The organism is Streptomyces sp. NPDC004610 (assembly GCF_040609715.1).
Classification (GTDB): Bacteria; Actinomycetota; Actinomycetes; order Streptomycetales; family Streptomycetaceae; genus Streptomyces.
The window spans coordinates 50689-72652 of the sequence record NZ_JBEXLA010000021.1 but is presented as its reverse complement, the minus strand read 5'-3'; the positions used below and the strand labels follow the sequence as shown (position 1 = coordinate 72652).

General features: G+C 71.6%; 21 protein-coding genes. 9 read left to right on the top strand and 12 right to left on the bottom strand.

Going from position 1 to position 21964, the window contains the following annotated elements; translation table 11 throughout:
• The first annotated feature begins 477 nt into the window (after positions 1-477).
• A complete protein-coding gene (locus ABZX40_RS23290; protein ID WP_355738529.1) occupies positions 478-1119 on the top strand; it encodes a helix-turn-helix domain-containing protein in 642 nt (213 codons plus the stop codon).
• 308 nt (positions 1120-1427) lie between these two features.
• Positions 1428-2219, top strand: coding sequence for a S16 family serine protease (locus ABZX40_RS23285; protein ID WP_355738532.1), 792 nt, complete (start codon positions 1428-1430; stop codon positions 2217-2219).
• 109 nt (positions 2220-2328) lie between these two features.
• On the opposite strand, the gene ABZX40_RS23280 is transcribed toward ABZX40_RS23285, so the two are convergent.
• The 8 genes from ABZX40_RS23280 to ABZX40_RS23245 all read right to left on the bottom strand — a co-directional run bounded on the left by ABZX40_RS23280 (position 2329) and on the right by ABZX40_RS23245 (position 9000).
• Positions 2329-2523 carry a hypothetical protein gene (locus tag ABZX40_RS23280; RefSeq protein WP_355738535.1) on the bottom strand — a complete coding sequence of 65 codons (195 nt, stop codon included), beginning with the start codon at positions 2521-2523 and terminating at the stop codon, positions 2329-2331.
• A complete protein-coding gene (locus tag ABZX40_RS23275; RefSeq protein WP_355738538.1) occupies positions 2520-3131 on the bottom strand; it encodes a helix-turn-helix domain-containing protein in 612 nt (203 codons plus the stop codon). Before ABZX40_RS23275 ends, ABZX40_RS23280 begins: the two co-directional genes overlap by 4 nt.
• Positions 3132-3302: 171 nt before the next feature.
• Positions 3303-4286 carry a glycine betaine ABC transporter substrate-binding protein gene (locus ABZX40_RS23270; RefSeq protein ID WP_355738541.1) on the bottom strand — a complete coding sequence of 328 codons (984 nt, stop codon included), beginning with the start codon at positions 4284-4286 and terminating at the stop codon, positions 3303-3305.
• Entirely contained in the window at positions 4283-5143 is an 861-nt protein-coding gene (locus tag ABZX40_RS23265; RefSeq protein WP_355738545.1) for an ABC transporter permease, read from the bottom strand. Before ABZX40_RS23265 ends, ABZX40_RS23270 begins: the two co-directional genes overlap by 4 nt.
• Positions 5140-6378: a betaine/proline/choline family ABC transporter ATP-binding protein gene (locus tag ABZX40_RS23260; RefSeq protein ID WP_355738548.1), complete on the bottom strand. Its 1239-nt coding sequence runs from the start codon at positions 6376-6378 to the stop codon at positions 5140-5142. Before ABZX40_RS23260 ends, ABZX40_RS23265 begins: the two co-directional genes overlap by 4 nt.
• Positions 6371-7018: an ABC transporter permease gene (locus tag ABZX40_RS23255; protein WP_355738551.1), complete on the bottom strand. Its 648-nt coding sequence runs from the start codon at positions 7016-7018 to the stop codon at positions 6371-6373. The genes ABZX40_RS23260 and ABZX40_RS23255 overlap by 8 nt, the downstream gene beginning before the upstream one ends.
• A 62-nt stretch (positions 7019-7080) precedes the next feature.
• Positions 7081-7551, bottom strand: coding sequence for an Lrp/AsnC family transcriptional regulator (locus ABZX40_RS23250; RefSeq protein WP_355738554.1), 471 nt, complete (start codon positions 7549-7551; stop codon positions 7081-7083).
• Positions 7552-7671: 120 nt separating this feature from the next.
• Entirely contained in the window at positions 7672-9000 is a 1329-nt protein-coding gene (locus tag ABZX40_RS23245; protein ID WP_355738852.1) for a tetratricopeptide repeat protein, read from the bottom strand.
• Between the two features lie 1181 nt (positions 9001-10181).
• Between ABZX40_RS23245 and ABZX40_RS23240 the strand changes: the two genes are divergently transcribed.
• The gene (locus tag ABZX40_RS23240; protein WP_355738557.1) at positions 10182-11588 is read left to right on the top strand and encodes an FAD-linked oxidase C-terminal domain-containing protein; all 1407 of its coding nucleotides are present in this window, start codon (positions 10182-10184) and stop codon (positions 11586-11588) included.
• A 24-nt stretch (positions 11589-11612) separates the two neighbouring features.
• Here the strand turns inward: ABZX40_RS23240 and ABZX40_RS23235 are convergent, their stop codons facing one another.
• A complete protein-coding gene (locus tag ABZX40_RS23235; RefSeq protein ID WP_355738560.1) occupies positions 11613-12086 on the bottom strand; it encodes an SsgA family sporulation/cell division regulator in 474 nt (157 codons plus the stop codon).
• A gap of 393 nt (positions 12087-12479) precedes the next feature.
• Between ABZX40_RS23235 and ABZX40_RS23230 the strand changes: the two genes are divergently transcribed.
• Entirely contained in the window at positions 12480-14024 is a 1545-nt protein-coding gene (locus tag ABZX40_RS23230; RefSeq protein ID WP_355738563.1) for an RDD family protein, read from the top strand.
• Positions 14025-14203: 179 nt separating this feature from the next.
• On the top strand, positions 14204-14947 hold the full coding sequence (locus ABZX40_RS23225) for an RDD family protein (RefSeq protein ID WP_355738565.1): 744 nt from the start codon (positions 14204-14206) through the stop codon (positions 14945-14947).
• A 185-nt stretch (positions 14948-15132) separates the two neighbouring features.
• Here ABZX40_RS23225 and ABZX40_RS23220 read toward each other — a convergent pair whose 3' ends face one another.
• On the bottom strand, positions 15133-15420 hold the full coding sequence (locus ABZX40_RS23220; protein ID WP_355738567.1) for a hypothetical protein: 288 nt from the start codon (positions 15418-15420) through the stop codon (positions 15133-15135).
• A gap of 454 nt (positions 15421-15874) precedes the next feature.
• Here ABZX40_RS23220 and ABZX40_RS23215 point away from each other — a divergent pair, with 454 nt between their 5' ends.
• Both ABZX40_RS23215 and ABZX40_RS23210 read left to right on the top strand, forming a co-directional pair.
• Positions 15875-18226, top strand: a complete 2352-nt coding sequence (locus tag ABZX40_RS23215) for an immune inhibitor A domain-containing protein (protein ID WP_355738570.1) — start codon at positions 15875-15877, stop codon at positions 18224-18226.
• A 145-nt stretch (positions 18227-18371) separates the two neighbouring features.
• Positions 18372-18701: a hypothetical protein gene (locus ABZX40_RS23210; protein ID WP_355738573.1), complete on the top strand. Its 330-nt coding sequence runs from the start codon at positions 18372-18374 to the stop codon at positions 18699-18701.
• Between the two features lie 7 nt (positions 18702-18708).
• Here the strand turns inward: ABZX40_RS23210 and ABZX40_RS23205 are convergent, their stop codons facing one another.
• Both ABZX40_RS23205 and ABZX40_RS23200 read right to left on the bottom strand, forming a co-directional pair.
• The gene (locus ABZX40_RS23205; protein ID WP_355738576.1) at positions 18709-19314 is read right to left on the bottom strand and encodes an isochorismatase family protein; all 606 of its coding nucleotides are present in this window, start codon (positions 19312-19314) and stop codon (positions 18709-18711) included.
• Positions 19315-19476: 162 nt separating this feature from the next.
• Positions 19477-20814 (bottom strand): nicotinate phosphoribosyltransferase, encoded by a 1338-nt coding sequence (locus ABZX40_RS23200; protein ID WP_355738579.1) that lies wholly within the window; start codon positions 20812-20814, stop codon positions 19477-19479.
• Positions 20815-20872: 58 nt separating this feature from the next.
• Between ABZX40_RS23200 and clpS the strand changes: the two genes are divergently transcribed.
• Positions 20873-21190: an ATP-dependent Clp protease adapter ClpS gene (clpS, locus tag ABZX40_RS23195; protein WP_355738581.1), complete on the top strand. Its 318-nt coding sequence runs from the start codon at positions 20873-20875 to the stop codon at positions 21188-21190.
• 11 nt (positions 21191-21201) lie between these two features.
• Positions 21202-21810, top strand: a complete 609-nt coding sequence (locus tag ABZX40_RS23190) for a DUF2017 domain-containing protein (RefSeq protein ID WP_355738583.1) — start codon at positions 21202-21204, stop codon at positions 21808-21810.
• Positions 21811-21964 lie beyond the last annotated feature (154 nt).

Here is a 21964-nt window from a genome sequence, read left to right as displayed (position 1 = left end):
TGGGGTGCCGGGTGCCGGGTGCATTGGGCTGAGGTGCGGTGGTCGGGGTGCCGGGTGCCGTGCGGTGCGACTCGGCGGCGGGGTGCGGGGGTGCCTTCAGGGGCTCTTGGCGGCCCTCTGAGCGAATGCTCAACAGAGCGATAAAAGAGAGCGATGGTGCAAATGATCGCTGTTGCTCTGTGCGAACGTACGCCCTCGGACAGTCCCGCGCGTATCCGGTCAATGTGAGCAAGTCCATACCGGCCATTGACCGGATTCTGGACGGAGCCTTCCGCTGAGCGAACCGGCTCGCTACTGTCCCGCTACGCACACGCCCCGTGGCAGCGTCGCCGCGGAGCGCAGCCGTGAAGCGACTCGGGCCCGGACGCCGTCGGGCCGTCAGCCGATCGGCAGCCTCTGATGCGCGTCGCCGACCGGGACTCGGCGCCGCCCCGCCGCCCAGGAGGCCGCCGACCTCACCACTAAGGAGTGGGCGTCGTGACCGCGGAGACCTCTCAGACGCTCGACCGGGGCCTGCGGGTCCTCAAACTGCTGGCCGATACGGACCACGGGCTGACCGTCACCGAACTCTCCAACAAACTGGGCGTCAACCGGACCGTCGTCTACCGCTTGCTGGCGACGCTGGAACAGCACGCACTCGTCCGGCGCGACCTGGGCGGACGCGCCCGGGTCGGCCTCGGGGTGCTGGGCCTGGGCCGCCAGGTGCACCCACTGGTACGGGAGGCGGCGTTGCCCGCCCTGCGCTCGCTCGCCGAGGACATCGGGGCGACCGCGCATCTGACCCTGGTGGACGGCTCCGACGCGCTCGCCGTCGCCGTGGTCGAACCGACCTGGACCGACTACCACGTGGCCTACCGCGCCGGTTTCCGGCATCCGCTGGACCGGGGCGCCGCCGGGAAGGCCATCCTCGCCGCCCGGCACCAGCCGCTGGACGACCCCGGGTACACCCTCGCGCACGGGGAGCTGGAGGCCGGTGCGAGCAGCGCCGCGGCGCCGCTGCTCGGGGTCAGCGGGGTCGAGGGGAGTGTCGGGGTGGTCATGCTGTCGGACGCGGTACCGGAGCGGGTGGGGCTGCGGGTGGTGGACGCGGCCCGGGAGGTGGCGGAGGCGCTCCGCTGAGGCGGGGGTCTGTGCGGTGTCGGGGGGAGTGCCGGGGGCACCCGCGTCCCGTGCCGGGGGGAGTGCCGGGGGCACCCGCGTCCCGTGCCGGGGGAGTGCCGGGGTCGTCCGCGTCCCGTGCCGGGGGGAGGGTCGGGGCATCCGGGTCCCGTGCCAGGGGGAGTGCCGAGGTTTCCGGGTCCCGTACCGGGGGGGGAGTGTCGGGGTACCCGCGACCCGTGCTGCCGGGAGTGCCGAGGTATCCGCGTCCCCTGCCGGGGGCGGGCCCGGCGATGAGGGGTTGTCTCCCGCGCCATTAGATTGATCCCGTGCTCTCTCGCCTCACACGCCCCCAGGCCCTCGCCGTCTGTGCCGTGCCCGTCGTGGCGCTGTTCGCCACGGCCGTGCTCGCGCCGCTGCCGTTCTCGGTGGCGCAGCCCGGTCTGACCGCGAATGTGCTCGGTGAGAACCAGGGCGACCCCGTGATCACCATTTCCGGCGCCCCGACCCGTGAGACCTCCGGCCAGCTCCGGATGACCACGATCGAGGCGACCAGCCCGGACGCGAACGTCGGACTGGGCGATGTGATCGACAGCTGGTTCCGTACCGACCGGGCGGTCATGCCCCGGGCCGCGGTCTACCCGAGCGGGGACAGCGTCCGGGAGATCGAGGAGTACAACGCCGAGCAGATGGAGGAGTCCCAGGATGTCGCCACCCAGGCGGCGCTCTCGCATCTCGACCTGAGCGGCAGCGAGGTGAAGGTCACCCTGAGGCTGGCCGATGTCGGCGGCCCCAGCGCGGGTCTGCTCTTCTCTCTCGGCATCATCGACAAGCTCGACGGCGACGGCCGCGGCGGCGATCTCACCGGTGGCCGGACGATCGCCGGAACAGGAACGATCAGTGCCGACGGCAAGGTCGGCGCGGTCGGGGGTGTGGCCCTGAAGACGCAGGCCGCGCGGCGCGACGGGGCCACCGTGTTCCTGGTCCCGGAGGCGGAGTGCGGGGACGCCCAGGCGGAGCTGCCGGCGGGCCTGCGGCTGATCCCGGTGACGACCCTGGACGGGGCCGTGGACTCCCTGGTGGCGCTGGAAACGGGCTCGGGGTCCGTACCGAGCTGCTGAGGTGGTGGCCGGGGTTCGTATCAGCTGATGCGGCGGGTCCGGCGCTCGTGCCGAGCTCCTGAGGCGGGGCCCTGCGCTCCTACCGAGCCCCTGATGCCGTGGCCGGGGCTCAGTTCGGGAGTGGCGCCGGGCGGCGCGGCGGGTTCACCAGCCGCAGTCCCACCTCCACCAGGGTCCAGCCGACCCGGGTGCGCAGATCCCGTGGCCGACGGGCCGCGCGGGCGAGCCGGTGGGCGTCGGCCTCCGCGCGGAGCTCGGCGGCGCGCAGACGGTGCAGCTCTGAGTACGTCTCGGCGTGCGTCATGGTGCGGGCCTCTCGGACTCGGTGGCGATCGGGAAGGTGTGCGTGTGGACGCGCACCGCGGGGGCTCCGGGGGTCTCATGGGCCCGGTAGCGCTCCAGCAGCCGGTGCATGTCCCGGACGAGTTCGGCGGACTGCGCCGCGGTCAGCCGGAGCGTCCAGTCGCTGAGGTCGGTGCCCTCGGACCAGTCCGGCGCCCAGTCGTCGCGGGTGCCGACCCAGGTGGACACCTCACGGGCGTGCATGCTCGCGACCTCGTGCAGAAACGCCTCGGCGGCGCCGCGGGTGGCCGGATCGGCGTCCCGGAGCTGGGCGGTGTCGAGGCTGACGCCCTGAGCGACCGCACGCCACCAGCGTTCGCGCCCCCGGCCGTGCTCGGGCGCGTCCTCCACGAAGCCATGGGCGGCGAGCTGGCGCAGGTGGTAGCTGGTGGCGCCGCTGGACTCGTCGAGCCGTTCGGCGAGCATCGACGCGGTCGCGGGACCGTTCAGCCGCAGCTCCCGCAGCAGCTGCATGCGCAAGGGATGGGCCAGCCCGCGCAGCGAGCGGGCGTCCAGGGGGCGGACGTGGAAGTCCTGCGTGTCGTCGTCGGCCATCGCGTCGTCGTCCATGCGTACAAAGGTAGCGTTGCAAAGAACTCGTTGCAAGACTTTCTTTGCAACGAGTTCTTTGCAAGGGATTCTTTGTAGGGGCCCTCCTGTGGAGACCTCTTGTGGAGGGCTCTTGTAGGGGTTCCTGGCAGGGGGCTCTTTGTCAGGCCCCCGCTCCCGGCGGAGCCCCCGTCACCCCTCCTTGATGAACCCCTCCGCCTTGAGCCAGTCCAGGGCCACGTCGTGCGGGTCGTCGCCGTTCACATCCACCCGGGCGTTGAGCGTCTGCGCGACCTCGTCGGTCAGTTTCCTGGTGATCGGATCGAGTACGTCCGCGATGGCCGGCCACTTCTCCAGCGCCTTGGTGTTGATCTCGGGCGCCGCGTTGTAGATCGGGAAGAACTTCCGGTCGTCCCGCATCACCACCAGGTTCATGGACTTGATCCGCCCGTCGGTGGTGAACACCTCGCCGTAGGTGCAGGCACCCTTCGCGGTCTGGGTGTAGATGATCCCGGTGTCCATCTGGGTGATGTTCGCGACGGGGACGCGCATGCCGTACGCCTTCTGAAGGCCCGGCAGTCCGTCCGCGCGGTTGGCGAACTCGCCCTCCACGCACAGCGTCACCGCGCCCGGGTCGGACCGGGACAACTCGGCGACCTCGGAGAGCGTCCGGGTGCCGTACTTCTTGAAGTTGGCCTGGTTCATGGCGAGCGCGTAGGTGTTGTTGAGGGGGGCCGCAGGCAGCCAGGTCAGGCCGTTGTCCGCGTCCGCCGCCCGGACCGCCGCCCACTGCTTCGCCCCGTCGGGGATCGGCTCGCTGTTGCCGAGGTAGGTGATCCAGGCCGTGCCGGTGTACTCGTACATCCCGTCGGCCTCGCCGCTCCGGACGGCCTCGCGGGCGCCGATCGATCCCTGGATGCCGGTGCGGTCGAGCACCTCCGCTCCGGCCGCCTCCCAGGCGATCCCCATGATCGCGCCCAGGATGAGCTGCTCGGTGAACTCTTTCGAGGTCACGGTCAGTTGTGCGCCTTTGAGTGGTTCACCCTGTCCGATCGATCCCGGGCGAACATCGTCCACCATGGGTGAGCCGCTCGTCAGCCCGCAGCCCGGGGCCACCAGCAGCACCGCCCCGGCCAGCGCCAGACCGAGCCCGTGTCGCCGTACGGTCGTCCTCATGTGCCCGCCTCCAGCCCCTTGGGCCGCAGCAGCAGCTCAGCCAGCGAGGCCAGCCAGTCCACCAGCAGGGCGAGCGAGATGGTCAGGATCGAACCGAGCATCAGCACCGGCATCCGCTGTGTGGTGATGCCGGTGGTGATCAGCACGCCCAGGCCGCCGCCCCCGCCGAAGGTCGCCAGGGTGGCGGTGCCGACATTGAGCACCAGGGCCGTGCGCACCCCGGCCAGGATCAGCGGCACCGCGAGCGGCAGCTCCACCCGCGAGAGCACGCCCGTGGCCGACATGCCGATCCCGCGGGCCGCCTCCAGCAGCGTCGGATCGTTCGCGCGCAGACCGGCGATCGTATTGGCCAGCACCGGCAGCAGCGCGTAGATGATGATCCCGATCAGGGCCGCCCTGGTGCCGATGCCCAGCCAGATCACCAGCAGCGCGAGCAGCCCGATCGCCGGGGTGGCCTGACCGATGTTGGCGATCGTCATGGCCACCGGCTGGGCCCTGCGGAACGCCCGCCGGGTGAGCACGATGCCGCCCGGGATCGCGATGATCAGCACGAAGAACGTGGAGATCACGGTCAGCTGCACGTGCTGCCACAGTGCCTTGGAGACCGCCCCGTGCGCGAGCGCGTTCTCGGAGATCGTGTCCAGGTCCGCCTGTTCGAACCACAGCCAGGTCCCCAGCAGCAGCGCCACCAGGAACGCCGGCAGGAAGGTCAGCTTCTGCCAGGTGATCGGATGGGGCGGGGGGCGCCGCGGGGGAGGCGGCTCCTTGTCGGCGGTGACCTCGCCCTCGTCCCGGAAGGGGTGGCCCTTGACGTCGTGCTCGCCCGGCGGGCGGTTCTGGTCGGACGAGGTGGTCACGCCTTCGCCTCCGCCTCGGTGCCGCCCTCCTGCTCGGCCTGCGTCCGGTGCGCGCGGGCCTCGGCGAGGTCGTGCTGGTGCTCCATGGCGTCGAGCCGGTCGGCCTCCAGCAGTTCGTGCACGGAGTTCATGAGCGTCTCCATGTCGACCACGCCCGTGTACTCGCCGCGCCGCCCGGTCACCGCGACCCGCCCGGCGTTGTCGGTGAGCACCGCCTCCAGCGCGTCCCGCAGAGTGGCGTCCCGGGTGACCGTGTCGTGCACCAGGGTGCCCGCCCGCGCGAGTGAGCCCTTGGCCCGCATCAGATCGCCGCGCCGCAGCCATTTGTAGGGCCGGCCGCGCTTGTCGAGCAGCAGGATCTCGTTGGTCCCGCTGGAGCGCACCATGCTGAAGATGTCCTGGAGCGGGTCGTCCACGGTCACCGTCGGATAGTCGGTGATCTCCACGTCCCGCACCCGGGTCAGGTTCAGCCGCTTCAGGGCCGCGCCCGCGCCGACGAAACCGGACACGAAGTCGTCCGCCGGGTTGGTCAGGATCGCCTCGGGCGTGTCGAACTGCGCGATGTGCGAACGCTCACGCAGAACCGCGATCCGATCACCCAGCTTGATCGCTTCATCGAAGTCATGCGTGACGAACACGATGGTCTTGTGGAGTTCGTGCTGGAGCCTGATCAGCTCGTCCTGCAAGTGATCACGGGTGATCGGATCGACCGCGCCGAACGGCTCGTCCATCAGCAGCACCGGCGGATCCGCCGCCAGCGCCCGCGCCACCCCCACCCGCTGCTGCTGCCCGCCGGAGAGCTGCCGGGGATAGCGGCCGTGGAACTCGCCCGGATCGAGCCCCACCAGATCGAGCATCTCCTCGATCCGCCCCTTGATCCGCGCCTTCGACCAGCCGATCATCCGCGGCACGAGCGCGATGTTCTGCGCGACCGTCATATGGGGGAACAGCCCCGACGACTGGATCGCGTACCCGACCTTGCGGCGCAGCCTGACCGGATCGATGTCGGTCACGTCCTCACCGTTGATCCGGATACGGCCACCGGTCGGTTCGATCAACCGGTTGATCATCTTGAGCGTGGTGGATTTCCCGCAGCCCGAGGGCCCGACGAAGATGACGATCTCGCCCGCCTTGATCTCCATGGTGACGTTCTCGACGGCGGGCTGGGGAGTGCCCGGATAGCGCTTGCTGAGGTTCTCCAGCTCGATCGTGGCCCCGGTGGTGGCGTCAGGCACGGATCCCCCTGGGAATGGTCAGCCGCCCGATCAGCACATACGCCGCATCGAACAGCAGGGCGAGGACGACGATCCCGAGGGTGCCCGCGAGGACCTGGTTGAGCGCGTTCTTGCTGCCCAGGGAGGCGATCCCCCGGAAGATCTCATTGCCGAGGCCGGGACCCGAGGCATAGGCGGCGATGGCGGCGATCCCCATCAGCATCTGGGTGGACACCCGGATACCGGTCAGGATCGGCGGCCAGGCCAGCGGCAGCTCGACCCGCGCCAGCCGGGCGAACCGGGACATCCCGATGCCCTTGGCGGCGTCCACCAGGGTGGGATCGACCCCGCGCAGCCCGACGATCGCGTTCCGCACGATCGGCAGCAGCCCGTACAGGGTCAGCGCGATCACCGTCGGCGGCACGCCCAGCCCCACGACCGGGATCAGCAGACCGATCATGGCCAGCGACGGAATGGTCAGCAGGGTGGAGGTGGCGGTGGTGGCGAGCCCGGCGGCCCACTCCGTGCGGTAGGTGACCACCCCGACGAGCACCCCGATCAGCGTCGCCACCACCATGCACTGGAACACCGCGCTGGCGTGCTGATAGGCGTCGACGAGCAGTTGCTTGTGCTGATTGCTCAGGTACTCCCAGAAGTTCACCCGCGCTCTCCCCGGTCGGCCGGCCCGACTGCGTCCTCGGCGCCGGACCCCGAGGGCGGGCGTCACTCCTGGAGCGCCGCCTGTTCCACCAGCGGGATGATCCGCAGCGGAACGGGGTTCTCCATGACGATCGCCGTGGAGGCCCGGACGATGCCATCAAAACCGACAACGCGATCGATCACCCGCTGAAGATCGGCGTTGGAGCGGGCGACCAGCCGGCACATCATGTCCCCGGTGCCGGTGGTGGTGAGCAGTTCGAGCACCTCCGGCACGGTCGCCAAGTGCGCCCGCACATCGGGCCCTTGCCCCTGCCGGATCTGGAGAGTGGCGAACGCGGTGACCGGATAGCCGAGGGCCGCGGGGTCGACCTGCGGGCCGAATCCCCGGATGACGCCATTCGACTGAAGCCGGTCCAGACGGGCCTGTACGGTGCCCCGCGCCACGCCGAGCCGCCGGGACATCTCCAGCACCCCGATCCGCGGCTCCCGCGCCAGCAGCACGATGATCCGCCCGTCCAGCTGATCGATCGCCACGCCACCCTCCGCCTCCGCCGACCCTCTGCACAAGAGCCCGCCTCATCCACCCCCGTGCCGGACAGAATGCCCAGCCCCGCCCCGGAACACCGCACATCCTGCCCGACACACCGCCCCTCGTCACCCCTCCCCGCCCAGCTCCTCCGGTACGTACCCCACCCCCGGCTCGCCCAGTTCCCGCAGCGCCTTCCGGGCCGCCGGGGCGTGGAGCGGGGAGAAGTACGGATTGATCTGGAGCGCCTCCGAAAGATGCCGCCGTGCCGGACCCGATCGCTCCAATGATCGTTCGATCATCCCTCGGTGATAAGCGAACAGCGCACTGCGCACCCCGCCCCCGTCGCGGGCCTCCGTCGCGCGGGTCGCCAGTGTGAGCGCCTCCTCGTCCTCCCCGGTGCGGTGCAGGGCCCAGGCCAGCGCGTCCGCCACCACCGTCGACGGCTGGCGCCCCCACTCCGCGCGCAGCAGCCGCACCGCCTCGCGCGGGTCCCCGTGATCGGCCTCGTACCGGCCGAGCACCAGATCCTCGTCCACACCGCCCGCCGCCGCGTTCCGCGCCTGGGTGAGCAGCAGGTCGTACTGCGCCCTCGCGGTCTGGCCCAGCCCCTGCGACTCGTACAGCTCGCCCAGTTCGAGCGCCCACTCCGGGGACGGCTGCGCGGTCAGCGCCGCCCGGTACGCGCTCACCGCCTCCGAGGTGCGCCCCAGCGCGGCCAGTGCCCGCGCCCGGCCCGCCTGCGCGGCCCGCAGGTCGGGATCGGTGCGCAGCGCCTCGGCGAAGTGCCTTAGCGCCGCCTCCCGCTCACCGCGCTCCCACGCCAGTTGCCCGGCCCGCTCCCGCCAGGCCGCCCGCTCGGCCGGCTGCTCGGCGGCGAACGCCGCGTCGGCCAGCACCGCCGCCGCGTCCTCCCGCCAGCCCAGATCCCGGTAGACCCCGGCGGCCCGCGCGCTCACGGCCGGTGCCGAGCGCAGCTCCATCAGCCGGTCCAACGCCTTCTTGACCGCCTTGTGCTCACCGAGCCCGCCATAGGCGTCGATGAGCAGCGGATACGTCGTCCAGCGCCGGGTGTCGTGGCGCTGCGCCTGCTCGGCCCACTCCCGGGCCGCCGGGAAGTCCCGGCGCGCGTTGGCCAGCGCGGCGAGCCCCTGGAGCGCCGGAACGTTCCCGCGCGGGCGCTCCCGCAGCGACGTCCGCAGCGCCTGCTCCGCCGTCGGATAGTAGGAGGCGTCCCCGGCCCGCCGCCCCTGCTCGACGTACGCCGTCCCGAGCACCGCCCACGCCTGCGCGTCCTTCGGCCGCTCCCGCACCCGGCGCTCCTGCTCGGCGATCAGCACCGCCAGACCGGGCAGCGCGGCCGGCACCCCACCCGTGACCGCGGCCCGCGCCAGCGCCCCCGGACCGGGCGGTGGCGGCGGCCCCTCCACCGGCCGCCACCACCGCCAGGCCCACATCCCACCGATCACCAGACACCCGGCGAGGAAGACGACCAGCAGCCCCCTGGCCACCCTCCGCCAGCCACGCCCACGCCGGGGCCGTCCGGCCGCCACCCGCTCCGACCCACCATCGGGGTCCCCCCATCGCGCCCCCCGCGGCTGCGTCCGCAGCGGCCCGCGCTGGTCGGTCTCCCTGGTCCCGCGCTGGTCGGTGCCCTCGGTCCCGCCCGGGTTCGTCGTCCCCCAGGTCCCTCCCGGACCGGTCCCCCGGGCTCCTTCCGGATCCGTCCCCTGCGGCCCGTCCGGCCCGTCCAGCCGGTCCAGTCCGTCCAACTCCACCCACCCGTGCCCACCGGGATCGATCCCGTGCGCCCTTGAGCGATCCACCCGCTCCGACCATCCCGAGTCCATCGCCTGTGGCCCGCCCGCGTCAGCCCATCGCGCCCCACCGGGGTCCGTCCATTGCGCCTGTCCCGGGTCCGCCGCCTGCGGCCCTCCCAGGTCCGCCCCTTGCGCCGTTCCCGGGTCCGCCCCCTGTGGCCCGCCCGGGTCAGCCCGTCGCGTCCCACCGGGGTCCGCCCATTGCGCCCGTCCCGGATCCGCCCCCTGTGCCCCTCCCAGGTCCGCCTCGTGCGCCCGTCCCGGGTCCGTCCATCGCGCCCCACCGGGGTCCGTCCACCGCGCCCGTCCCGGATCCGCCCCCTGTGCCCCTCCCAGGTCCGCCCCTTGCACCCCACCCGCGTCCACCCCCCGCACCCCACCCGCGTCCCCCCACCGCAGCCCTCCGTCATCCCCCCGCGTCGGCCCAACCGGGCCAACCCCCTCCACCCGACCCAAGTCGCCCCCCTCCGCCCAACCCGGGCCCATGCCCTCCACCCGCCCCGGGCCTACCCCCTCCACCCCACCCAGGCCGACCCCCTCCACCCCACCCGGGCCCATGCCCTCCACCCGCCCCGGGCCTACCCCCTCCACCCCACCCAGGCCGACCCCCTCCGCCCAACCCGGGCCCACCCCCTCCCGCCCTCGCCGCCCCGTCCCCCGCTGCCGCCCACCCCGCTGCCGCCCTCCCCGCCGCCCACCCCGATCCGCGCTCCACTCGAAGTCCATGCCGCTCACTGTGCGCCAGACCCGCGGCAGCGGCCCGTGGTCGAAGCGGGTGCCTGCGGGGGTTCACACCGATGGCCCTCGGGTGTCACGCTGTGATCATGAGCCGTATCGAAGCCGCACCCGACGCGGTCCAGGGCAACCTCACCGACCGGTTGCTGGCGGGCCTGCCGGCCGAGGCCGTCCTGACTGACCCCGACATCACCGCCTCCTACGCCAACGACATGGCGAGCTTCTGCCCCGCCGGCACCCCGGCCGTCGTGGTGCTGCCCCGGACGGTCGAGCAGGTCCAGCACGTACTGCGCACCGCGAGCGAGCTGGGCGTCCCGGTCGTCCCCCAGGGCGCCCGCACCGGGCTCTCCGGCGGCGCCAACGCCACCGAGGGCTGCGTCGTGCTGTCCCTGATCAAGATGGACCGCATCCTGGAGATCAACCCGGTCGACCGGATCGCCGTCGTCGAACCGGGCGTCGTCAACGCCACCCTCTCCCGCGCGGTCGGCGAGCACGGCCTGTACTACCCCCCGGACCCCTCCAGCTGGGAGACCTGCACCATCGGCGGCAACATCGGCACCGCCTCCGGCGGCCTGTGCTGCGTCAAGTACGGGGTGACGGCCGAGTACGTCCTCGGACTGGACGTCGTCCTCGCCGACGGCCGGCTGATGACCACCGGCCGCCGCACCGCGAAGGGCGTCGCCGGATACGACCTCACCCGCCTCTTCGTCGGCTCCGAGGGCTCTCTCGGTGTCGTGGTCCGCGCGGTGCTCGGCCTGCGCCCCAAGCCGCCCGAGCAGCTCGTCCTGGCCGCCGAGTTCTCCTCCGTCGCCGCGGCCTGCGACGCCGTGTGCCGGATCATGGAGCGTGGCCATGTCCCGTCCCTGCTGGAACTGATGGACGGGACGACCGTCAGAGCGGTCAACGAACTGGCCCGCATGGGGCTGCCGGAGACCACCGAGGCGCTGCTGCTCTGCGCCTTCGACACCCCCGACCCCGGCCCGGACCTCGCCGCGGTCGGCGCCCTGTGCGAGGCGGCGGGCGCCACCGAGGTCGTCCCCGCCGACGACGCCGCCGAGTCCGAACTCCTCCTCCAGGCCCGCCGCCTGTCCCTGACCGCCCTGGAGGCCGTCAAGGGCACCACGATGATCGACGATGTGTGCGTGCCCCGCTCCCGCCTCGGCGACATGCTCGAAGGCGTCGAGCGGATCGCCGACAAGTACGGCCTGACCATCGGGGTCTGCGCCCACGCGGGCGACGGCAACACCCATCCCACGGTCTGCTTCGACGCGCAGGACCCCGACGAGTCCCGCCGCGCCCGCGAGTCCTTCGACGAGATCATGGCCCTCGGGCTGGAGCTCGGCGGCACGATCACCGGCGAGCACGGCGTGGGCGTCCTGAAGAAGGAGTGGCTGGCGCGCGAGATCGGCCCGGTCGGGCTGGAGATGCAGCGGGCCGTCAAACAGGTCTTCGACCCCCAGGGCATCCTGAACCCGGGCAAGCTCTTCTGACCCCACCGCGCCCCACGCCCCCGCTCACTCCCCGTCCTGGGACTCGTCTGAGGGCCACGGGTCGCGCAGCCACAGATCGTCGGCCGGGGTCGGGGCCAGCAGCTCGGCGAGGCCGTCGTCGATGCCGAGCTGCTCGGCCTCAGAGCCCGGGGGAACCACCCTCAGCGTCCGCTCCAGCCAGGCCGACACCTGCGCCGCCGGCGCCTCCAGCAGCGCGTCGCCGTCCGGCGAACTCAACGCGATCAGCACCACACTGCGCCCCTCGACCTTCGTCGGCCACACCCGCACATCCCCGTGCCCGCACGGCCGGAACACCCCCTCCACGAGCAGTTCCCGCGCGAACGTCCAGTTGACCGGATGCTCCGAGTTGATGTGGAAGGAGATGTGCACGGCGTACGGATCATCGGTGCGGTAGCTCAGCCGGGCCGGCACCGGGACGCTCCGCTCGGGCGACAGGATGAGCTTCAGCTCCAGTTCACGTTCCACGACGGTATGCATGACACACGCTTCCTCTCTGGTCGGATCTGGTCCGATCTGGTCCGAACGGGCCACGTCCACGACGGACCCGCGAGGACAGAGAGAGGCCGAACCGCGCAGCATTACGCGACTTCACCAAGTTTTTTTGAACAGCTCCCGGAAGTGATGACGAACGGCGGCGTCAACCCCGTCGGCCGGGCACGGCAGCGGCACGGGAACCGCGCGACCGGCCACGACGAAACCCGTACACGCCCCCTGCACAACCCCCACTACCCACCCCACCCCCCGGCGGAGCGCCTAGCACATTCGTCCCCTCACCACCCCCGTCCGCCCGGACCGTTCATGCCCCTTGCGCCGGTCTGATAGATGTGGAGCCCCCCTTACCCACCTCCGAGCAGATACGGGACGACGGACATGAGCGCCCCAACCCCGGCACCAGGCGACGACAGGCCCCGTGAGGGGTACTACCCGGACCCCTCCATCCCCGGATACGTCCGTTACTGGAACGGCGCCGCGTGGGTGCCCGGCACCAGCCGCCCCGCCCCGGCCGCCGGGGAACCGCTCAGCACCCCGCCGGGCGTCCAGCCCGCGCCCCCCACCGCCGCTCAGGCCGTCCCGGCCGCCCCGGTCGCCCCGGTCGAGGAGACCGGCCCGCACTTCTTCGACGAGGACCCCGAGCCGCCCCCCGCCCCCGGAGAGCAGTACGGCAGCCGCCCCGAACCGGCCGCCTCGTGGGGCGCCGACCGCAACCGCCAGTCCGGCTTCGGCGGCGACCAGGACCGCCGCGTCTCCTGGGGCTCCCCCCAGCCCGACCCCGACCCCCACCCCGACCCCCGGACCGACCCCCGAGTCGCCCGCACCGAAGAACCGGCCCCCACCGGCACTCCCACCCCCAGTCCCACCCCCACCCCGGCCCAGCCCGACGGCCACGCCGCCCGCACCGACGGCACCGCGACCATCCCGCCGCCCTCCGACGCCGAAGCACCCGGCACGGGCACGGGCACGGGCACGGGCACGGGCGAGGCCCCCGGCTCCGGCAGCACCTTCGTCTTCCGCCGCCCGGAGACCCAGATCCCCGACGACGGCACCATGACCTTCCGCCCGGTGCCTCCCCGCACCTCGGGCCCCGGCTTCGGCGCGGGCCGAGCCGCGGCGGACCGCGCGAACACCCCCCATTCCCCAGCGCAGTCCCAAGCCCAGGCCCAGGCCCCCGCGGTCCCCCCACAAGCCACCCCCGCACCAGCACCCACACCGCCGCCCACCCCCACCCCCACCCGCACACCCCCTCGCCCCGTCCCCCCGCAATCCGGCACCCCCCTCACCACCGGCCCCGGCGGCGGACAGTCCTCCTGGGCGCAGCAGGTGCACCGGCTGGCCGGGGCGTCCGGCGGAGCCGCCGGTTCCGGGGACGAACCGGTGACGCCCTGGCGGCCCCCGGTGGACGACCCCTTCCAGGCCATGGCCCGCCGTCAGTCCGCCGCCCGCCCCGCCGGGCTCGGCAAGCGGCTCGCCGCACGCCTGGTCGACACGCTCGCCGTCGTCGCGGTCACCGCCGTCGCCGCCGTACCGCTCGGGACCAGGGCCCTGGACCACGTCAACGGGAAGATCGAGGAGGCCAAGCTCTCCGGACGGACCGTCACCGTCTGGCTGCTGGACGGCACGACCTCGGTCTATCTCGCGATCATCCTCGGCGTCCTGCTCCTCTTCGGCGTGCTCTACGAGGCCCTGCCCACCGCCAAGTGGGGCCGCACCCTGGGCAAGCGGCTGCTCGGCCTCCAGGTGCGGGACATCGAGGCGCACGAGGCCCCGACCTTCGGCGCTGCGCTGCGCCGCTGGCTGGTCTACAGCGTGCCGGGGCTGCTCTGCTTCGGGCTGATCGGCGTCCTGTGGTGCCTGTTCGACAAGCCGTGGCGCCAGTGCTGGCACGACAAGGCGGCCCGGACGTTCGTAGCGGGCTGACGAGCGGCCTGGCGAACGGGCTGACGAGCGGCCTGGCCACCGAGCGGACAACCGTGCTGACAAGCGAGCGGACAACCGTGCTGACAAGCGGTCAACTGACCACCCCAGGGTGATCGGGCCGTACCCCGGACGGCCCCTCGCCGGATGCGGAGCCGGGGCGTTCGCGGTCCACTCGGGCCATGAGCACCCCACCGCCCCCCGGTTCCGGTGAGCCGCCGGACGACGACCCGTTCAGGAAGCAGCCCCCGCCCGGGGAAGGCGCGGGCTCACCGTATGACGCCCCCCAGCCGCCCCCGCCGTCCTCCGAGGGCGGCGGCCCCCCGCCCCCCGGCGGGAACCAGCCACCCCCGTACGGCGAGAACCAACCGCCCCCCCACGGCGCCGGCCAGCCACCCCCCTACGGCGGTGGCCCCTACGGCGGTCAGTCCCCCTACGGCGCACCCCCCGGCGGCTACCCGGGGGACCCGCTCGCCGGGATGCCCCCGCTCGCCGACAGCGGCCGGCGGACGCTGGCCAGGATCATCGACATGATCCTGGTCGGCATCGTGGTCTTGCTGATCACCTGGGGATTCAATGTGGACGAGTACAACGTCAACGGTGACAACGTCCAGGTCGGCCGCTCGCTCGCGCAGTCCGCGATCGCCGCCGTCCTCTACATGGCGTACGACACCTTCCTGATCTCCCGGACCGGTCAGACGCTCGGCAAGAAGTGGCTGAACCTGCGGGTGGCCAATCTGGACAACGGCAACACCCCGTCGGTACAGAGTTCGCTGATCCGCTCGGCGATCCTGTGGATCCCGTTCGCCTTCTGCTGCGCCTGTATCTGGACGGCGATCTGCGGCGGCTGGAGCTTCTTCGACAAGCCCTACAAGCAGGGTCTGCACGACAAACCGGCCAAGACGGTGGTCGTCAGCACGGCCTGAACGCCCCACCCAGCACCCCCCTCGACCGCCCGATGCGAGCGAACCGCCCCGCACAACGGAACGGCGGACCCCTGGTCCCCGGAATCCGGGAACCACGGGCCCGCCGTACACGTATTCACTTGTGGAGCGGGTGAGTGCGCGAGCCTGTGAACCGAGCCCGACACCCACCCGTCACGCCCGTCACGTCAGGAAGCCGACGGCTCCCGGACGTGCGCGCGCGGGCCAGCGGACACCGTGACCGCCACCGGCTGCTGCGGCACGGGGGGCGCCACAGTGGTGGTGGAGGGGATCCGCTTGGGGGTCTTCTTCATCGGGGCCGTGAAGGCGACGACCAGTCCAAGAGTGAGCGCCGTCACGGTGACGACCGCGATCCCCACCGGGGAACTCGTCTGTGACAACAGCAGCATGGCGAGTGTCGACAGGATCACGGTGCACGAGCCGTAGGCGAGCTGTGCGGCAGTCGGACGAGGCATGGCAATCGTGTCCTCGGAAGTGGGGGTGAGACTAGGTTGTCGGCCTGGCTTTCCGCCGACTTCCGGGCGTTCCGCCACTCGACTCTAACGGCGTGGATGCCCTAGGGGAACAAACGGTAAGCGTGACCTGACCCACCGTGCCGGTGCACGGGGGGCGCACCGATTCATCCTGTCCGGCAATTGGACACTTCCGCGCGCCCGTTGACGGCGGGGTTCCGTATGTCCGCCCAGGTGCGGGGAGGTTTGAGGGGGGATGGGCGGCGCTGCGATGTTCGCTCAGCGGGGTGAACGTACCGCATAGTGCAGTTGACCTGTCCAAGTCAAGGTCTGTCTTTTCTTCGCAACGTCTAGTCGAATGACGTCACTTGACTACACGCGTTGATCAGGAGCGCGCGGGTTCCACACCAATCCCGGACCCCCCTTCCGCGCGCCCGGACGCGGAGGAGGAACTCAAGTGACCAGTAGACCCTGGACGTTCAGAGCGGCGGCGACCACCGTCGCGCTCGCCGCGGCCACCGCCACCCTCTCCGGTTTCACCGTGGCGCAGGCGGACCCCGCCGGCGCGTCCGGCGCCCCGGCCGTCGACCGCAGGGACCCGGCGTCGGCCCAGGCGAACGAGGAGCCCCACAACCTCAAGGGACCGCTCACCGACACCCAGACCGCGCAGCGCGAGGAAGCCCTCAACCAGGTCATCTCCGGGCAGACCGAGGTCCAGGAGCGCAATGGATCGAAGGTCGTCGAGCTGGAGTCCGGGAAGGGCGACAGCAAGTACGTCGAACTCGGCCGGGAGAAGACGGACAAGATCTTCACCATTCTGGTCGAATTCGGCGACCAGATAGACAGCCGCTACGGCGGCACCCCCGGACCCCTGCACAACCAGATCGCCGAGCCCGACCGCGCCAAGGACAACAGCACCGACTGGCGGGCGGACTACAACCAGCAGCACTACCAGGACCTGTACTTCGGCGAGGGCACCGCCTCGATGAAGACCTACTACGAGAAGCAGTCCTCGGGCCGCTACTCGATCGAGGGCGAGGTCGCCGACTGGGTCACGGTCCCCTACAACGAGGCCCGCTACGGCTCCAACAGCTGCGTCCCGGACAACTGCGCCTGGTACGCGGTGCAGGACGGCGTCAACGCCTGGGCGGCCGGTCAGCAGGCGGCCGGCAAGACCGACGCCGAGATCGCCGCGAAGCTCGCCGAGTACGACCAGTGGGACCGCTACGACCACGACGGCGACGGGAACTTCAACGAGCCCGACGGCTACATCGACCACTTCCAGATCGTGCACGCCGGTGAGGACGAGTCCGCGGGCGGCGGCGCCCAGGGCACGGACGCCATCTGGGCGCACCGCTGGTACGCCTTCGGCACGGACGCCGGCGCCACCGGCCCCGAGGGCAACAAGCTCGGCGGCACCCAGATCGGCACCTCCGGCATCTGGGTCGGCGACTACACCATCCAGCCGGAGAACGGCGGCCTCGGTGTCTTCGCCCACGAGTACGGCCACGACCTCGGTCTGCCGGACCACTACGACACCCAGGGCGGCGAGAACTCCACCGGGTTCTGGACCCTGATGTCCTCCGGCTCCTGGCTCGGCACCGGCAAGAACGCCATCGGCGACCTGCCCGGCGACATGACCGCCTGGGACAAGCTCCAGCTCGGCTGGCTGGACTACGACACGGCCCAGGCCGCGACCAAGTCCAGGCACACCCTGGGCCTCGCCGAGTACAACACCAAAAACCCCCAGGCCCTGGTGGTCGAGCTGCCCGACAAGGAGGTCACCACCGAGGTGGTCACCCCCGCCGAGGGCGCGACCCAGTGGTGGAGCGGCAGCGGTGACGATCTGCGCAACACCCTGACCCGCTCGGTCGACCTGACCGGAAAGACCTCCGCGGACCTGACCTTCGACGGCTGGTACCAGATCGAGGCCGACTACGACTACCTCTACACCGAGGTCTCCACCGACGGCGGCGCCAACTGGACGTCGATCGACGGCACGGTCGACGGCCAGCCCATTCCGCGCGACGGCAGCGACAAGCCGGCCCTGACCGGCACGGTCGACGCGTACAAGAGCCTGTCGTACTCGCTGGACGCCTACGCGGGCCAGCGGATCGACCTGCGCTTCCGCTACGCCACCGACGGCGGGGTCGCCCTCAAGGGCTTCGCCGCGGACCGGATCTCGGTCGTCGCCGACGGCACCGCGCTGTTCACCGACAACGCCGAGACCGCCGACGCAGCCTGGACCGCGAACGGCTTCTCCCGGATCGGCGCCTCGTTCACCAAGGACTACGCGCAGTACTACATCGCCGAGAACCGCCAGTACGTGTCGTACGACAAGACGCTCAAGGTCGGCCCGTACAACTTCGGCTTCTCGACCACCCGTCCGGACTGGGTGGAGCACTACCCGTACCAGAACGGTCTGTTGATCTGGAAGTGGGACACCTCGCAGGCGGACAACAACACCAGCGTCCACCCGGGCACCGGTCTGCTGCTGCCCATCGACGCCCACTCCACCCCGCTGAAGTGGTCCGACGGCACCCTGATGCGCAACCGCATCCAGTCCTACGACTCGACCTTCAGCCTCTCCCGCACCGACGGCATCACCCTGCACAAGGCCGGCGTGCCGACCCGGATCCCGTCGCAGAAGGGCGTGTCGGTCTTCAACGACCGCACCAGCACCTACTACGACCCGGCGACCCCCACCGCGGGCGTCAAGATCACTGACACCAACACCAAGATCAAGATCGTCAAGGAGGCCAGGAATGGCTCCACGATCACCCTCGAAGTGGGCCGTGCCGTGAGGTAAGCCGCATATCCCCAGGTCAGACGCGTATCGGCGGGAGCCCCTTGGCGGGCTGCCGCCGATCGTGTTTAGGTGCGTGCTGTGATGCTCTTATTGACACCGGTACCGACACAGGTGCCGACGCCGGCTCGCACGGGGATGTGACGGAATGGCCGCAGGAGGCTTCTGCAAGCTGCCGAACGGCATGGTGGTGGTGGCGCTGAATCTGCCCAGCCCCGCCCCCGACCGCCCGGCGGGCGTCCGGGTGCTCGTCCACGCCCAGAACCGGGCGCGCGCCCTGACCAGGCTGCGCAATCTCGGACTGCGCGCGGTCTATCTGCGCGGCAACGCCGCCCCGCCCACCCCGGACGAGATCACCGCCGTACTGCACCACCCCGACGGCCTGATATGGCGTACGGCGCCCGACGAACTACGCGGCGTGACCGAACTCTGGCACCCGATCCGCGCCCTGCTGCGCCGCCCGGCGGCACCCGCCTAGCGGGCCCCTACGCGGCGGGTCCCTGGCCGTTCACCACCGGCTTGCCGGTCAGTTCCACCCCGGCGTCGCGCAGCTCCTCCAGGGCGCGCTCGGTGGTCTCCGCGGCCACCCCGGCGGTCAGGTCCAGCAGCACCTGGGTGCGGAAGCCCTCCCGGACGGCGTCCAGGGCGGTGGCCCGGACGCAGTGGTCGGTGGCGATACCGACCACGTCCACCTCGTCGATGTGCCGGGCGCGCAGCCAGTCGGCGAGCGGGACCCCGTTCTCGTCGGCCCCCTCGAAGCCGCTGTACGCCGCCGCGTACGCCCCCTTGTCGAAGACGGCGTCCACCGCGCCGGAGGCGACCGCGGGGGCGAAGTTCGGATGGAACCCGACGCCCTCCGTGCCCGCGACGCAGTGCGCGGGCCAGGAGTCCACGAAGTCGGGACGGTCCGAGAAGTGGCCACCGGGCGCGATGTGGTGGTCACGGGTGGCGATGACATGCCGGTACCCGGCCGGGGCCTGGGCGACCAGCTCGGTGACGGCGGCGGCCACATCGGCCCCGCCGGCCACCGCGAGACTGCCCCCTTCGCAGAAGTCGTTCTGCACATCGATGACGAGCAAGGCGCGACGCATGATCGTGTCCCTTTTCCGAGGAGGGGCCCTACAACCAGAAACCTGAACCTACGAGCCTAGAGAATCGGAACCTGATAGGGGAGGGGGGCGTAGACGCGCCCCTCAGGGGCGCGGGGAACTGCGCGACCAGCCACAACGAAACCCGCACCCCGCATCGCACCCTCAACCCCCCACCACATACTCGGTCGGAATCACCGGCTCCCCCCGAGACAACTGCGTCGCAGACAACGGCAACCCCGCCCGCACCGCCACATGCCGCTCCCGCACGACGTCCAAAGGCTCACGAGCGATCACCTGACCACCCTTGATCAGCTCGACCGGCAACTGATCATCGGCCAGCTCCCGGGGAACCGGTCCCGTGCCGACCACCTCCGCCTCCGCCACCCCCGCCCCGTCCAGCCGCCGCGCCGCCCACTTGCGCCCCCCGATGGACGTCTTCCCGCCGGTGGACTTCTTGGCGACCGGCACCAGGGCAGCGTTCGGGTCGGCCGACCCCGCGCGGGCGACCAGCTTGTAGACCATGGAGCAGGTCGGGTGCCCGGACCCGGTGACGAGCTGGGTGCCCACCCCGTACGCGTCGACCGGGGCCGCGGCGAGGGAGGCGATGGCGTACTCGTCCAGGTCGGACGTGACGATGATCCGCGTGCCGGTCGCCCCCAGCTCGTCCAGCTGCTGCCGCACCCGGTGCGCGACCAGCAGCAGATCCCCCGAGTCGATCCGTACGGCCCCCAGATCGGTTCCGGCCACCTCCACGGCCGTCCGGACCGCCTCGGCGACGTCGTAGGTGTCCACCAGCAGCGTCGTACCGCGGCCCATGGAGTCGATCTGGGCGCGGAAGGCGTCCCGCTCCCGGTCGTGCAGCAGGGTGAAGGCGTGGGCGCTGGTGCCGACGGTGGGGATGCCGTAGCGGAAGCCCGCAGCGAGGTCGGAGGTGGAGGAGAAGCCGCCGACGTAGGCGGCGCGGGCGGAGGCGACCGCGGCCAGCTCATGGGTGCGCCGGGCGCCCATCTCGATCAGCGGGCGCCCGCCGGCGGCCGAGGACATCCGGGAGGCCGCAGCGGCGATGGCGGAGTCGTGGTTGAGGATGGAGAGGATCACGGTCTCCAGGAGCACGCACTCCGCGAAGGTGCCCTCCACCCGCATGATCGGCGAGCCGGGGAAGTACACCTCGCCCTCGGGGTAGCCCCAGACGTCCCCGGCGAAGCGGTAGTCCGCGAGCCGCTTCAGGGTCGGTTCGTCCACGATCGACCGTTCCCGCAGAAAGCCGAGCACATCCGCGTCGAACCGGAAGTTCTCGACCGCGTCCAGCACCCGGCCGGTGCCCGCCACGACGCCGTAGCGGCGGCCGTGGGGCAGTCGGCGGGTGAAGACCTCGAAGACACTGCGCCGGTGCGCGGTGCCCGCCTTGAGGGCCGCCTGGAGCATCGTCAGCTCGTACTGGTCGGTGAAGAGCGCCGTCGAGGGGACGTCCACCGGCAGCCCAAGGTCTGCTGTGTTCATGACGTCTGATGCTACACCCCATTTCGTCAGTGTGACGATTTGTGGTGCACGTGGCAGCATGGGGGTTGTGACGTCAGCCGCTCCCATCGAGATCGAACGCACCGAGTCGGCGGAGGAGGTCTCTGCCGTACCCGAGCCCGACGTCCCCTGGGTCACCATCGTGCACAACGACCCGGTCAACCTCATGAGCTATGTGACGTATGTCTTCCAGACGTACTTCGGCTACTCCAAGGAGAAGGCGAACAAGCTCATGCTCGACGTCCACCACAAGGGCCGCGCGGTCGTCTCCAGCGGAAGTCGCGAGGAGATGGAGCGCGACGTGCAGGCGATGCACGGCTACGGCTTGTGGGCCACCCTCCAGCAGGACCGGAAGTAGCGACCGCCCCCATGCCAGGAACCTTCGAACGCCTCCCCGGCGGCGGCGCGGCCGTCGCCCTCGACGAGGTCGAGATCTCGATCATCCGGTCGCTGACCGTCCAGCTCCTGGAGCTGATCGGCCCCGGACCCGCCGAGGACGCCGACGCCGACCCGCTGGCCGAGCTGTTCGCCGAGGGCCCGAGCGAGCCGCCCTCCGACCCGGTCCTCAAGCGCCTCTTCCCGGACGCCTACACCCACCCCGGGCACACCCCCGCCTCCGCCGAGCAGGCCGAGGAGCAGCGGGCGCACTCCTCCGAGTTCCGCCGCTTCACCGAGAACGACCTGCGGGCCGGCAAGCGCGACAACGCCCTCGCGGTGATCCGCTCGCTGGACGAACTGGCCGCGGACGCCACCGGTTCCGGCGCGGTGCTGAAGCTGACGCCGGATCAGGCCCGGCCGTGGCTCGGCGCGCTCAACGATCTGCGCCTCGCCATCGCCGCCCGCCTCGACATCACCGACGAGGACGAGAGCGCCCTGCTCTTCCGGCTCCCGGACGACGACGAGCGCAAGCCGATGGTGATGGCGTACCTGTGGCTGGGCGGCCTCCAGGAGACGCTGGTCCAGTCACTGATGCCCTGACAGGGGCCTCCCTGGCTCCCCTTGCCTCCCTGGCTCCCCTTGCCTCCCTGGCTCCCCTTGCCTCCCTGGCTCCCCGGCCTCCCGGGCTCCCCGGGCTCCCCGGCCTCCCGGGCTCCCCGGCCTCCCGGGCTCCCCGGCCTCCCGGGCTCCCCGG

Excerpts from the sequence above, each read along its gene's own strand:
- ABZX40_RS23280 (WP_355738535.1), bottom strand. The coding sequence starts at position 2,523 with ATGACGCACGCCGAGACGTACTCAGAGCTGCACCGTCTGCGCGCCGCC.
- ABZX40_RS23275 (WP_355738538.1), bottom strand. The coding sequence starts at position 3,131 with ATGGACGACGACGCGATGGCCGACGACGACACGCAGGACTTCCACGTC.
- ABZX40_RS23270 (WP_355738541.1), bottom strand. The coding sequence starts at position 4,286 with ATGAGGACGACCGTACGGCGACACGGGCTCGGTCTGGCGCTGGCCGGG.
- ABZX40_RS23245 (WP_355738852.1), bottom strand. The coding sequence starts at position 9,000 with ATGTGGGCCTGGCGGTGGTGGCGGCCGGTGGAGGGGCCGCCGCCACCG.
- ABZX40_RS23235 (WP_355738560.1), bottom strand. The coding sequence starts at position 12,086 with ATGCATACCGTCGTGGAACGTGAACTGGAGCTGAAGCTCATCCTGTCG.
- ABZX40_RS23230 (WP_355738563.1), top strand. The coding sequence starts at position 12,480 with ATGAGCGCCCCAACCCCGGCACCAGGCGACGACAGGCCCCGTGAGGGG.
- ABZX40_RS23225 (WP_355738565.1), top strand. The coding sequence starts at position 14,204 with ATGAGCACCCCACCGCCCCCCGGTTCCGGTGAGCCGCCGGACGACGAC.
- ABZX40_RS23220 (WP_355738567.1), bottom strand. The coding sequence starts at position 15,420 with ATGCCTCGTCCGACTGCCGCACAGCTCGCCTACGGCTCGTGCACCGTG.
- ABZX40_RS23210 (WP_355738573.1), top strand. The coding sequence starts at position 18,372 with ATGGCCGCAGGAGGCTTCTGCAAGCTGCCGAACGGCATGGTGGTGGTG.
- ABZX40_RS23205 (WP_355738576.1), bottom strand. The coding sequence starts at position 19,314 with ATGCGTCGCGCCTTGCTCGTCATCGATGTGCAGAACGACTTCTGCGAA.
- ABZX40_RS23200 (WP_355738579.1), bottom strand. The coding sequence starts at position 20,814 with ATGAACACAGCAGACCTTGGGCTGCCGGTGGACGTCCCCTCGACGGCG.
- clpS (WP_355738581.1), top strand. The coding sequence starts at position 20,873 with ATGGGGGTTGTGACGTCAGCCGCTCCCATCGAGATCGAACGCACCGAG.
- ABZX40_RS23190 (WP_355738583.1), top strand. The coding sequence starts at position 21,202 with ATGCCAGGAACCTTCGAACGCCTCCCCGGCGGCGGCGCGGCCGTCGCC.